We start from the raw sequence: 13,123 nt of genomic DNA, 5'->3' as shown, positions 1-13,123 counted from the left end.
CTTGTCCCGGCGGTCACTGCCCAGGGGAGACGAACCGCCGCCTCAGGGCCTTCCCGCCTCTGGGGGAGCACACCGACTCCGTGCTCGCCCGGTTCGACCAGCGTGCATCGCACCTCCAGGACAGAGGCGTGTCATGTCCGCAGAACTGATCGGTGTACTCATCCTGGTCGCAGTCTTCGCGCTGGCCAGCCTGAGGGGGCTCAACATGGGAATCCTTGCGCTTGTCGCCGCCTTCGTGTTCGGCACCGGATGCCTCGGCATTCCCGCCAAGGAGGTTCTGGCAGGGTTCCCGGCAGACATGTTCATCGTGCTGTTCGCCGTGACCTTCCTGTTCGGCATCGCCCGTGTGAACGGGACGGTGGACTGGCTCGTCCACGCCGCGGTCCGCATCGCCGGCCATCGCACCGCCGTGGTGCCCTGGACGCTGTTGCTCCTCGCGGCCGGTCTGTGTGCCACCGGTGCCGCCTCTCCGGCAGCCGTCGCCATTGTCGTGCCGATCGGCATCACCTTCGCCGTGCGCCATCACCTCAACCCGCTGTACGTCGGGCTGATGGTGGTCAACGGAGCGGCCGCGGGTAGTTTCGCCCCCACCTCGATCCTGGGCGGCATCGTGAACTCCTCCCTCGAAGCCAGTCATCTGCGGGTGGGCGGCGCCGCGCTGTTCGCGGGCACCTTTGCCGTCAATCTCTGCGCCGCCGTCATCACCTGGTTCGTCTTCGGCCGCCGTCGCCCCACTGTCACCGAGGTGGCCAAGGACGAAGCAGCCGACACTCCCGCCCCGGCCCTGGGGGCAGAACAGGCCGTGACCCTCGGCGCGATGCTGCTGCTGGTTGTCGGCACCACCGTCTTCGCCCTGGACACCGGCCTCTTCGCCCTCACCCTGGCAGCGGCCCTGGCCGTGGTGTTCCGGCGCACGGCGCAGCTCGCCACCAAGGAGATCGCCTGGCCGGTCGTGCTCCTCGTGTGCGGGATCGTCACCTACATCGCCCTGCTGCAGAGCCTGGGCATCGTCGACTCGCTGGGAACGAGGATCGCGGCGATCGGCGCCCCGCTGTTCGCCGCATTGCTGATCTGCTATGTCGGCGGGATCGTGTCGGCCTTCGCCTCCACGACGGGGATCCTGGGAGCCTTGATGCCACTCGCCGCACCGTTCCTGGCCTCGGGCGCCATCACCACCACTGGTCTGGTCATCGCCCTGGCGGCCGCGGCCACCGTGGTCGACGCGAGTCCGTTCTCCACCAACGGCGCTCTCGTAGTCGCCAACACACCGGAGAGTGTCCGGACCCCGACCTACCGCGGCCTGCTGCGCTGGGGCGCCAGTATGTGCGCGCTCGCCCCCGTCACGGTCTGGGCCGCGTTCGTCGTCATCTAGCGTTCCGTAACCGGCCGAGCAGCTCGACCAGCCTCGATCAGCGGTCTCATGGCCATGGCCGTTCGCCACGCGCCGGGCCATGAGACCGCCGATCGGGCAAGCTGTTCGGAGCTGATGCCCGCTTCCCGGGCGAACTCGGTGAAGTTGTGGACGCCGCCGATCGCACGGCGACGTTGGAGACACCTGTGCACGGCGAAGGGCAACCCCAGTTGGGCTATGGGAGGGTGCATCGTAGATGTCCCACGCCGGGCGTGAACGCCGCCGCGTCCACGGTCCGGGGGATCTCGAAGGAAGCCAGGGGCGACCCGGAGCATCGGCACCCTGAATGCGGGGAGGTGAGGGCTGTCGGAGCCGTCCAGGAGAGTGACTGCCACCGGGCTGCCGCCGCATGATCAGATTCAGCGCGGTGATCCGTGGCTGGCTCGACGACTAGGTGGTCTCGTTTGGATCATCGGGCGGACCAGAGGAAGATGCCTGCGATGTGGAGTCCGGCCAGGTAGATGGTGGCGGTCTTCTCGTAGCGGGTGGCGATGCCTCGCCACTGCTTCAGGCGGTTGGTGCACCGCTCGACGGTGTTGCGCTGCCTGTATGCCTCCCGGTCGAAGGTCGGTGGCCGGCCGCCCTGGCTGCCCCGTCGCAGCCGGTGTCCGCGCTGGTCAGCGGGGACGGGGATCACTGCCCGGATGCCGCGCTTGCGCAGGTGCTCGCGGATCGCGCGGGAAGAGTACGCCTTGTCCGCCAGGACCACGTCCGGTCTGGTGCGTGGCCGTCCTCGGTGGCGGGGAACCCGCAGGCGGGCCATGACATCGGTGAAGGCAGGTGCGTCGCCGGCCTGGCCTGCGGTCAGACGAACGCCAGAGGCCGGCAGCGGTCGTCGGCAGCAAGGTGGATCTTTGTGGTCAGTCCGCCCCGGGACCGGCCGATGGCATGGTCATACTCCGGGGCCGACGGAACCCCGTAGACGGCTTCCGCCCACGCCGAGCTGGTGTTGCCGCCGACCTGCCCGGCATTGACGGGGCCTCGGCGTTCCCGCTGCCGCCGAAGCTGTCGGTCACGTCCTTCCACGGCGGCCGGGCTTCTCCGTCATCACAGACCGGTGCGAACTCAATGTCGACGTCCGCACCACTCCGACCTTCGACGCCCACGACGCCGAGACCCTCGTCCGCGAGGTCGTCGCCGAGCTCGACGCGGAGCTGCCCGCGGACGCGGGGCCGGCAGCGTTGACAGTGCTGCCCCGCGTACGCTGCGCATGCCCCGCCCCCGGGCCGTGGCGCCGCCCGTTCGCTGCCCCGCCGGCCGTGGCGCGGTCAGTCCTCCGAGCGCCGGGCCGTGACGCCCTCAGTCCAGGGTCGCCCCGGAGGTCTCGGGCGCCCAGGCGAAGGAGACCACCGCGCCGAGGACCAGGAACACGCTGAGGACTGTCATGGACGGCGAGAACCCGAGATGATCGATGCTCATCGGCAGCAGGAAGGTGCCCGCAGCGGAACCGACCCGGCTGAGGCCGTTGAGCAGACCGACACCGGAACTGCGAAGAGCGGTCGGGAAAAGCTCGGGGGGATAGACCTGATCGAGATTGGACGAGGCCGACATCATAAAGGTGAAGGCCAGGAAGAGAACGAAGAGCAGAAGCTTCGGAGCACCGGGCCAGATACCCATGGGGCCCAGCGCGACGGCCATCACCACAAAGGATCCGATAACGAATCCGCGACGCGAGAATCGCGAGACGAACCAGAGACCGGCGATGCTGCCGAGCAGAAGGAATACGTTCAGCAGTCCGTCGCCGAGGAATCCCTCCTTCAGACCGAAGCTGGCCATGATGATCGGCAGGAATGTGTAAATGGCGAAGTACGGGATGACTTGGCAGTTGTAATAGAGGATGCCGAAGGCCGTCTTGCGCCATTGCTCCGCGCTGAACAGGCCCCGGTACGAGGCTGAGGGAGCTTTGTCCGTGCCGGGCTCGGCCGCGATGGAGGCGAAGTCCACGTGCCGGCCGATGTACTTCTCCACGACGGCGCGGGCCTCTTCGACCCGCCCCTTGCTGATCAGCCAGCGAGGCGATTCCGGGGTGCCGATTCGCATCAGCAGGACCACGAGGGCGGGAAGGGCGCTGCTCGCCAGCAGCCACCGCCAAGCGTTGCCGCCCTGGTCGATGAGGTAGCTGCCGAAGAAGAAGGAGCAGACGTAGCCGATCGTCCACATGGCGGTGAGCGAGGCCAGCAGAAAACCACGGTGCCGCCGGGGGCAGAATTCGGCCACGAGCGTCGGGCCTATGGCGTAGTCGGCGCCGATGCCGATGCCGATGAGGAGCCGCAGAACGAATAGTTCCATCGGCCCGCCGACCCAGAACTGCGCGATCGACGCCAGGGTGATCAGGACGAAGTTCAGCATGTAGAGCTGCTGACGCCCCATACGGTCGGCCAGCCAACCGAGCGTGATGCTGCCGAGGAAGATCCCGATGAGCGCCGAGGCCCCGAGCAGGCCCTCCCAGGCGGAACCAAATCCCATCTGCGGCCTGATGAGTGTCAACGCGATACCGATGATACCCAGTTGATAGCCGTCGGAGAAGTTGGCTCCGAAGGTGAGTGCGGTGATCTTGACGTGAAATCTATTGAGGGGGGCGTCGTCGAAAGGGACGAGTCCCGGCTCTGATACCGGAATCGGAGCTAGCTTATTTTCAGGCATCGTCCCACTAAGGTCCTATCCGCGTGGAAGTTGTCTTTCTCGACGCCCGCCCACGTGCGGTATGTCCGGGCCGGCAGGCAGTGGACACCTCGCCCGCTCCGCACCCTTGCCAACGCCGTGAATAACAAGTTTCATGTAGGTTCATTGATGAATGAAAACGTGTCAAGGGGTGAGCAGCGATCGACAGTAACAGTCTCCGCATTGACGGCTCCCGACTGAGGTGCGACGACGTGGTCCGCGTGGCCCGGCGCAGGGCCTCCCTGGAGCTGGACGGCAAGGCACTGGAGCAGGCGGGTCACGCCTACGAGGTAGCGCGTGACAGCGAGACGAAGCGGGCTGTCTATGGCCGCACCACCGGAGTCGGGGCGAACAGGCACGAGGTCGTCGACCCGCACGGCGCCGACCAGCACGGCCTGCGCCTGCTGCGCAGCCACGCGGGCACCACGGGCGAGCCTTCGGACGAGGATCTCGTACGGGCGACACTGGTCATCCGCCTCAACCAGCTCGCCGCGGCGGGGAGCGGCGTCCACCCACGCCTGCTGACGGCCCTCGCCACGGCCCTGCGCGTCGGCGCGATACCGGTCACACACACCCGAGGTTCCATAGGCACCGGGGACCTGGGCCAGCTCGCGGAGATCGCGCTGACCTTCGCGGGAGAGCGGCCCTGGGGCACGGGCGGGATCGCACCGGTCCCGGTCAGCCCCGGTGACGCGCTCGCCTTCATCTCCAGCAACGCGGCCACCCTGGCGCGGTCGGTACTCGCCTGGAGCGACCTGCGGACTCTGCTGCGCGCCAGCCACACCGTCGCGGCGCTGTCGTTCTGCGCGCTGGGCGGATCACCCGAGGCCTTCGCAGCGCGGGTCCACGCGCAGCGCCCGCATCCCGGTTCCGTGCACTGCGCCTCGGAGATGCGCAGGCTGCTGTGGGCGGACACGGAGCCGGAGCCCGGCCGGCGCCTCCAGGACCCGTTTGGACTGCGTGCCTTCCCGCAAGTCCAGGGACCGGCGCTGGAGGCGGCCGACGCCCTGGAGACGGCGCTGACCGTCGACATCAATGCGGCGGCGGAGAACCCCTTCATCGACGTGGAGACGGGCGACGTCTACCACCACGGCCACTTCGCCACCTCCCACCTCGCCCTCGACCTGGACCACCTGCGGGCTGCGGTCCACCACGTTGCGGAACTCTCCACGGCGCGCCTGAGCGACCTGGTCGAACCCGACCTGAGCGGCCTCCCGCCGTTTCTCGCGGACGGCCCGGCGGGCAGCTCCGGCATCATGATCCTGGAGTACCTGGCCCACGACGCCCTCAGTCAGATGCGGCACGCGGCGGCCCCTGTGACACTCGGCACGGCCGTCATCTCCCGAGGCTTGGAGGACCACGCCAGCTTCTCCACCCAGGCGGCTCACGCCACGACGGCCGCGATCGCGTCGTACCGCACAGTCCTGGCCTGCGAGCTGCTCGGAGCCGTACGCGCCCTGACCATGAGCGGGGCACAGCTGCCCGGGGCACCCGTGCGGGACGCGCTGCGGCTGGCACAGCGGACCCTGCCGATGATCAAGGAGGATCACCCGCTGACGCAGGAGATCACCGTCGCGGAGGATCTGCTGCCGGCGCTGGCAGAACTCTGAGGGTGACCGGGCCACCGGGGACACCGCGGCGGACCGCGGCCCCCGACCCTCACACCGGCGCAGGCTGTGGTGACTGTGAATGTCCGTAGTCGCGTGCACGGATGAGCCGGGGGTTCGCCGTCGCGTGCAGAGAGGGTGTTCGATACTGATTCAGGCTGCCGCGGGCGGTTTCGGGCGGAGGTATTGCCCGACTTTGTTCGGGCTGGCGGTCAGCCGGTTACTCATGGAGTTGACTATGGCCCAGTGGGTCATTGACCGGGACCGGGTCGGCAGTGCCTCGTAGTCGCGGTGCAGAAGCCGGTACCGGTTCATGATCGCGAAAGTCTGCTCCACCGTCGTGGCCGCTTGCATCCGGCGGGAGCCGCCGGCCTGATCCCAGCAGGGCCCAGTGTTCGCTGCGATGTGGCCCTTGCCAAGCTTTAAATAAAGTGATTCATTCAGCCTGGCTAGTGAATGGATGTATGTCAAGCGCGAGGAGATGTCCGTGGCCGTCCACCTGGCGGAGCCCGCTGCGGACGGTCGCGCCCTGGCTGTCGCGCCGTCAATGCCGAGCGCTCCCACGGTGCCATCGGGACCGGCGCCGACAGCACGGGCTACCCGCTGACGGGTCCCATCACCGACTGCTGGCCGATCTGAGAGGACCCCCATGGCCGCCCACAAGATCACCAATGTCACCTTGGGTGAGGAGCCGATCACCATTGAGCAGTTCGTCGCGGTCGCCCGGCACGGCGCCCGCGTCGAGTTCGATGCGACGTATGTCGACCGAGTGCGCAAGTCCCGCGCGCTCGTGGAGCGCTTCCTGGCCGAGAACCGCTTGGTATATGGGGTGACCACCGGATTCGGCGACAACGTCACGGAGGTGATTGCCCCGGCGGATGCCGAGCAACTGCAGCGCAATATTGTGCGCTCGCACGCCGTGTCGGTTGGTGAACCCCTACCCACTGAGATCGTCCGCGCCATCGGGCTGATGGAGCTGGTCGGCCTCGGCGAAGGCTATTCCGGCATCCGGCTTGAGACCCTGGAGCTGATCCGGCGGATGCTCAACGCCCGGGTCACGCCGCACGTACCCAGTGAGGGTTCCGTCGGCTACCTGGCCCCAGAGGCGCATATGGCTCTTGTGCTGCTGGGAGAGGGCCGGGCCTGGTATGGCGACGAACTGCTGCCCGGGGCCGAGGCGTTGACCCGGATCGGGGAGGAACCGACCCGGCTTGGCTGCAAGGAGGGTCTTTCGGTCACCAACGGGACACACTCGGTCACCGCGATCGCCGTTCTGGCCGCCCATGACGCCGGCGTCGCGGCGGCCACCGCCGACATCGCCGCGAGCCTGTCGGTGCAGGCACTCAAGGGCACCGTTCGCGCCTACGACGCCCGGTTGCACGAGAGGAAGCGGCACCCCGAGCAGGCCGCGGTCGCTGAGAGCCTGCGGCGGCTGACCGAATCCAGCGCGCTCAGCGCCGAATTCCTCGACCATCGGCTCCAGGACGGCCTGGCCTTGCGCGCCGTTCCGCAGATGCACGGCGGTGCGAAGCGGACGCTCGCGCAGGCCCGGGAGGTCATCGTCGAGGAGCTGCACTCGGTGGGCGACAACCCGGTCATCCACCCCGAGGGCGAGGACGGGGTAGCGCTGATGGGGGCGAACTGCGACAGCACGTACGTCGGCATCCAGGCCGACTCCATGGTGAACGCGATAACGGTGCTGGCCAAGGTGTCCGAGCGCCGCACCGACCGCATGGTGAACAGCAACTTCAGCGAACTGCCCGCGTTCCTTACTCCCCGGCCGGGGCTGAACAGCGGCTACATGATCGCGCAGTACACGGCCGCCGCGCTGACCATGGAACTGCGCGGCATGGCGATGCCCGCATCCGCGGACAACGTCACCACCTCGGCCAATCAGGAGGACACGGTCAGCAACGCCTATCTGGCGGCGCTGAAGGCCTACCGGGCGGCGCGCAAGCTCGGCTACGTCGTAGCGATCGAGGTGATGTGCGCCGTGCAGGCGCTCGACCTGCTCGCGCCGCTCGCACCCTCGCCGGCCGCGGAGGCGCTGCGGGCCAGGATCCGGGAGACCGTTCCGACCGTCTACGAGGACCGGGTCTTCCACGCCGACATGGAGCACATCACCCACCTCGTGCGAAGCGGGGAGTTGCTGCGGGTCGCCGAGGACGTGGTGGGCCCGCTGGGTCGCTGAGGTCGGGCTGAGGACCGGCGGCGCGGTGCGTTATCCGCCCGCCGTCGACGGTCAACCTGACCTGAAAGGGCGAATCGTTAGCCTCGCCGTTTCGGTTGGGCTGAAGCGGCGTCGCTGAGGGGTCCACTATCGGGTGGCCGATGCGGTTTCGGTGCTCGGGCATGGCGGAGTCCCGGCGCGGTGGTCGGGTTCTCCGGAGTCCTTCGGTTCGTGGCGGGCAGGGGTTTGCCGGTCAGCTGGCGGGGCGGGGCGGGGCGGGGCGGGGCAGAGCGGCGAGGCGGTGGAAGGCCGTGGCCAGTTCGTGTCTCCAGGGCCAGGTCGCCGAGATCCGCAAGCGCAGGCGTCGGCCGCCGCGGGTGAGGCAGGCGGCGACGCGCAGCAGCCGGTAGCCGGAGCTTCTTCGGCTCGGCAGCCGCGAGTTCGCCGTCCAGCAGCAGGACACGCATCCAAGCCAGCAGATCGACCGCCGCGAGGCTGAGTTCGAGCCAGACGGCGTTGATGGTGAAGTCGCGGAAGGGGAAGCGGCCGAAGCCGGTGGTCTTGCCGCAGCGGATATGGTCCTCGGCCGTGGCATGCCCGCGGTGGCGGGCCTCCAGGAACTGTGCGGAGCCGCCGCCGGAGTACGGGGTGTCGGTGAGGAACACCTGGTGTCGCAGGCCCTTGCCCTATCCGGCGCTGCCGGACATTCTCAAGAAGCCCTCGAAGCGTGAGCCGGACCAGATCTGGGAGGCCCGCCCCGCCTTCCACCACCCCGACTTCTCCCTCAAGCTGCCCGGCAGCGTCCAGGTCACCGCCCTCGACGCCAACGCGGCCTACCTCTCCGCCCTCAAGTGCTGGCTGCCGATCGGCAAGTTGGAGCACACCACCGGCGCCGACGGCGTGGACCCCAAGCGCTCCGGAGTCCACCTGATCACCCCCGCCCCATGGCGCCACCCGCATCTGCCCAACCCCCTCGGCGACCGCGACACCGACGGGGCACTGTGGGTCACCGACGCCACTCTCAGGCTGCTATCGCGCCTGGCCGGACCGAAATACGGCCTTACCAGCGCGCCAGAAATCCACGAATCGTGGACGTCCGGCGCGACAGAGAATTTCCTCGACGCGCTCCGCAAGATTCTCACCGCCGCGCGGGAAAAAGCGATCGAGGAAGACGACACGGTCACCACCGAGTACGTCAAAGCGATGTATTCGAAGTTCGTTTCCACCATGGGCGAGTCGATCCACAACCGCGACGTCATCCGCCCGGACTGGATGCACAACATCCACAGCCAGGCCTACGCCAACCTGTGGGCCAAGGCCTACAAAGCCCACCAGGCCGGCCTCGACGTCGTCGCCATGATGGGCACCGACGAGCTGCACGTCACCGGCGACTGGCGCCAGGTCTTCGCCGAAGGCCGCGGCGTGGCCCAGATGAAGATCAAGCACGGTGACGCCAAGGCCTCCGGCGAGTACACCCTCGGCAAGGTGACCCGCTGATGGCCGGCACCGAAGCGGGCCGCTGGCGGGACCTGGGCGCCTACCGGGCCCGCGGCCTGCCCGGCTGGGTCGCCCTGGCCGAGGGCCTCGACCGCATGGTCACCGGCATCGAGTCACCCGTCGGCACCGCACGCGGCCTGGCCGCCCGCCTGCGCTACCTGACCGCCTCCGACGCCGGCTACGAGGCCATGGACCGCGCCGGCATCCACGTCCGCCCCCGCACCCTGATCGCCTGGCTCGCCGAGGAACAGACCCCCAGCAAAGCCAACCTCGCCCGCCTGGACGCCGCCTACTGGCAGCTGCGCCGCCGCAACACCGTCCCCGACCTCAAGCGCCGGCTCAACAACCGCGGCCGCGGCACCCGCATCGAGATCGACCCCGTCGACCAGTCCCAGGTCGAACGCCGCCACCAGCGCGACCTTCAAACCCGCTCCATCAACGTCCGCGGCGGCGTGTGGGACCGCGCCGTCGACGCCTGGATCGACGGCAACACCGACGAACTCGACGCGATCTGGGACGAGATCATCAGCAGCGGCCTCGGCACCGACTGGGACGCCTACACCCACGTCTCCTCCGTCGGCTGGGCCGCCTGACCACACGAACGAAGGGCCCGGAGTCACTCCAATTGACTCCGGGCCCTTCACCGTCACCGTAAACCCGCACCCGCCCGCGCTGATCTACGAGGTACTGCTTGGGTCGTTCACCTGCCCCGCTCGGCCTGCCGGAGCCGGCGCTGCCAGCTGCCAGGCCTCGGGGCGCCGGAATGGCCACTGCGATCACCCCCGGGGCCGGGCGGACGCGCCGCCCGGCCCCGGGGCAACCTCCCCGGGCCGGTGCAGCCACGGGTCAGGTGGTGCCGAGGGCGCGGTCTTCGGCCGGCGGCGCAGGGTTCTCGTCCTGCTGGGCGCGGGCTTCGAGGTCCACGAGGGTCGAGGCGATCTCGTCCTTGCGCCACCTCTCGGGGGAGTTGTAGGGCACCAGACCGCGCGCGTAGGCCATGCGCAGCAGTTCCGTCTTGGTGTGCTTGCGCATGAGCTCACGCAGGCGCTGCGCCCGCCTGCCGCTCCGCGCCGCCCGGGCCCTGTGCTCTTCCTCTGCCCCGGCGCCGTTTCCGTCGGCCGCCGGCACCCGAGCGTCTGACGGCACCCGAGCGTCTGACGGCGCGGGCGGGCCGGGCACGTCGCCGGCCGCCTCCGTGCTGCCGGGTGAGCTCGGTGGTGGTCCGGCCCATTCCAGTGCGAGGGCGGCGAGCGCGGCGAGCCGGTCCGCATGCAGTTTCGCGCGGCGGCTCTTGCTGTTCGACAAGAACACCCCCAGCTTCACCGCGTGCTCCTGACCGTCGACCACCACGGTCTCCACATGGGCCCTGGGCACCGTCACAGAGCCCGTACGGGCCTTGTACTGCACCAAGGCCGCAACCCCCCGATCGAAGGCCGCAGAGCCGCCCTCCGCGGCCCTGGCCCGGGCCCGCTCCACGGCGGCCGGCAGCGGCGTGACACCGAGCTCGGCCAGCCGCTTGCGTTGCCCTTCGCCCAGCTGCTGCCACCCCTCCCGCTGCGCGCGGAGCCAGGTGCCGATGTCCTGGCCGCTCACGGTGACGCCGGGCAGGATCTCGGGAAGGGTGGCCCCGTCGTCGAGGACCGCGGCGAGCGCGGCATACCGCTGCTGCCACTGGAGCGGCCACGGCGGATTCCAGTCCCGGTCGATCCGCTCCAGCGCCCGGCGCCGCTCCGCCGCGCGTTCCTCGTCCTTGCCCAACCCGCCCGCCTTGCGGCAGTTGGCCAGCCACTGACCGACCGCCACTCCGTCGAGGGACGCGTCCTTGGGCGCAGCGAGCGTACGGTGCACGGCGAAGTAGCCCCGGGCGGCGGCGAGGTTCTTGTAGAAGCGGGCATCGACGACTGACCAGACCATGCCCAGCTCGTCCAGCAACTGAGCCCGCCATGCCTTCAGCGTCCCCGCACGAAACGCCCGGCGCTGCTCGCTGACCCACGCTCCCAGCGCGTACGTCCCGCCGTTGCCGCCATCACCGTTGCTCTCGGTCGTCCCAAGCGGCACGACGGTGTCCATCGGCACCTGGGCATGCCCCTGCGACGCGACCCATTTGCGCAGGGCGTTGAGCCCGGACAGCCACACCTCGGAGTCCGGCCGCAGCACCCGGGTGCGCAGGAACGCGGCGATGACGTCGGGGTTGCGCGGCAGGGAGAACCGCAGCAACGGCACACCCCCGCGGCCGTCCTCGTCCTCCTGGCCCCCGTCCTCGCCGCCGGCGGCCCTCGGCCGCCGCGTCCGTCTCCCGGCCGTCCTGCTCCGCGCCCTCCCCGGCGCCGCCGTCGGAGGCCGGCTGCTCCTCCTCGGACTGCCCGTCCTCGCCCTCGTCGTGCTCGTCCTCCTCGCGTCCGGGATCGAGGGCCACCACCGAGGTGGCCTTGCCACGGGAGCTGGCGGTGCGCAGGACCATGCGCTCGATGAGCCGGGAGTCATGGGCACGCAACCCCTGCAACACCGCTACAAGGGGCCGGTAGGAAGCGGAGGCCATCATGTCCTCAGGGTCCTCCCCGGCCTGCAGGAAGACCGGCACGACCAGCCGTGCGACCTTCCCCTCACCGGGGGCCTGCCGCAGCCCCCGGCCGGTGATCTGCACGATCTGCACCGGCGAACTGCGCGTGTCCGCGAACACCACGCCGTCGACACCGCGCCTGCCGCGGATGTCGACCCCTTCACCCAGCACCTGGCACGACGCCAGGATGCCCAGGTCGGTCACCCAGCCGTCGGCGTCCAGCCCGTTCGCGTACCGGTCGAGCACCACCCGCCGGTGGGCTGCCGAATGCTCCCCGCACAGCCACTCGGCCCCCACCCGCTTCGGGTAGACCGCAGGATCCGTCTCGTGCAGCTCCGCGGCCGTCTCCGGCAGCGCCCGCGCGAACGCCATCGCCTCGAGCGTGCGCCAGTGGAACGTCATCAGATTCCGGACCCCGGTGGCATCCGCGTGCTTGAGCAACGCCGCCTGCAGAGCGGCAAGCCGCCGGCCCCGCACCTCCTCCGCAACGGCGCCCTCGCCCGGGGCCTCGGGGTCGCGGATCTCCAGCACATCCACCTCGAACGACGCGAGGATGCCCCGCTCCACAGCCTCCATCAGCCCGAGTTCGTACAAGACGGGCCCATAGAACTCGACGTCGTCCATCGACGCCACCAACCGCCCGCCCAACGCCTCTGACCGGCCTTCAGAGCCGCTCTCCGCGCCCTCCCCACCGGATGCCTCGCCGGATGCCGCAGCGGGCGCCCACAGGCGGGGCGTGGCGGTCATGTACAGCCGCCGCGCCGCCGAAATCCGCTCCTGATCGTGAACAGCCGCCCACGCCTTACCCATCGCCCCGCTCGTCCGGTGCGCCTCATCCACCACCAGCAGGTCGAACGGACTCATCCGCTGGCCGTACGAACCGCGCAGCGCCTGCTCCAGCACCCCCGGAGCCCCCGCACGCTCCTCGTCGGCCACACCCTCGCCGTCGCCGTCCTGGTCGTCCTCCAGACCCTGAGACACCAGGCTCGCGTAAGTCGCGAACACCACCATCGGCCCCTGACGCGCCCACAGCGCCAACTGCGTCGGATTCGTCGTGCACCGCACATCCAACGCCTCCAGCAGCGGATCCGCCCCCAACGAACACACCGCCACCGCAGGACCCTTGTGCCCCACCGCACGCCACGCCTGAACCGTCTGCGTCAGCAGATCCAGCGTCGGCACCAACACCCCCACCAGCCCCCGGGGCACCATCCGCA

General features: G+C 69.5%; 8 protein-coding genes and 2 pseudogenes. 5 read left to right on the top strand and 5 right to left on the bottom strand.

Annotated elements, in window-relative coordinates; translation table 11 throughout:
- Positions 1–133 precede the first annotated feature (133 nt).
- The gene (locus OG422_RS00050; RefSeq protein WP_405738159.1) at positions 134–1,372 is read left to right on the top strand and encodes an SLC13 family permease; all 1,239 of its coding nucleotides are present in this window, start codon (positions 134–136) and stop codon (positions 1,370–1,372) included.
- Between the two features lie 448 nt (positions 1,373–1,820).
- Here the strand turns inward: OG422_RS00050 and OG422_RS00045 are convergent.
- Both OG422_RS00045 and OG422_RS00040 read right to left on the bottom strand, forming a co-directional pair.
- Positions 1,821–2,305, bottom strand: a pseudogene (locus tag OG422_RS00045) (IS5 family transposase); the annotation flags it as partial.
- 405 nt (positions 2,306–2,710) lie between these two features.
- Positions 2,711–4,054, bottom strand: coding sequence for an MFS transporter (locus OG422_RS00040; protein ID WP_405738156.1), 1,344 nt, complete (start codon positions 4,052–4,054; stop codon positions 2,711–2,713).
- Positions 4,055–4,233: 179 nt separating this feature from the next.
- Between OG422_RS00040 and OG422_RS00035 the strand changes: the two genes are divergently transcribed.
- Entirely contained in the window at positions 4,234–5,682 is a 1,449-nt protein-coding gene (locus OG422_RS00035; RefSeq protein ID WP_405747573.1) for an aromatic amino acid ammonia-lyase, read from the top strand.
- Between the two features lie 646 nt (positions 5,683–6,328).
- Positions 6,329–7,870: a histidine ammonia-lyase gene (hutH, locus tag OG422_RS00030; protein WP_405738153.1), complete on the top strand. Its 1,542-nt coding sequence runs from the start codon at positions 6,329–6,331 to the stop codon at positions 7,868–7,870.
- Between the two features lie 232 nt (positions 7,871–8,102).
- Here hutH and OG422_RS00025 read toward each other — a convergent pair.
- A pseudogene (locus OG422_RS00025) lies at positions 8,103–8,532 on the bottom strand (transposase); the annotation flags it as partial.
- Between OG422_RS00025 and OG422_RS00020 the strand changes: the two are divergent.
- A complete protein-coding gene (locus OG422_RS00020) occupies positions 8,531–9,346 on the top strand; it encodes a hypothetical protein (RefSeq protein ID WP_405738150.1) in 816 nt (271 codons plus the stop codon). The pseudogene OG422_RS00025 and the gene OG422_RS00020 sit on opposite strands and share 2 nt — an antisense overlap.
- On the top strand, positions 9,346–9,939 hold the full coding sequence (locus OG422_RS00015) for a transcriptional regulator (RefSeq protein WP_331757267.1): 594 nt from the start codon (positions 9,346–9,348) through the stop codon (positions 9,937–9,939). Before OG422_RS00020 ends, OG422_RS00015 begins: the two co-directional genes overlap by 1 nt.
- A 253-nt stretch (positions 9,940–10,192) precedes the next feature.
- Here the strand turns inward: OG422_RS00015 and OG422_RS00010 are convergent, their stop codons facing one another.
- Together OG422_RS00010 and OG422_RS00005 are read right to left on the bottom strand one after the other, a co-directional pair.
- Positions 10,193–11,482 carry a helicase associated domain-containing protein gene (locus OG422_RS00010; RefSeq protein WP_405747571.1) on the bottom strand — a complete coding sequence of 430 codons (1,290 nt, stop codon included), beginning with the start codon at positions 11,480–11,482 and terminating at the stop codon, positions 10,193–10,195.
- Positions 11,373–13,123, bottom strand: a 1,751-nt coding sequence (locus OG422_RS00005; RefSeq protein ID WP_405738147.1) for a DEAD/DEAH box helicase family protein, incomplete at its 5' end; no start/stop codon positions are given. The genes OG422_RS00010 and OG422_RS00005, both read right to left, overlap by 110 nt.

The sequence above is a fragment of the Streptomyces sp. NBC_01525 genome (assembly GCF_045040405.1).
GTDB lineage: Bacteria > Actinomycetota > Actinomycetes > Streptomycetales > Streptomycetaceae > Streptomyces > Streptomyces benahoarensis.
This window is presented reverse-complemented; position numbering and strand designations above follow the sequence as displayed.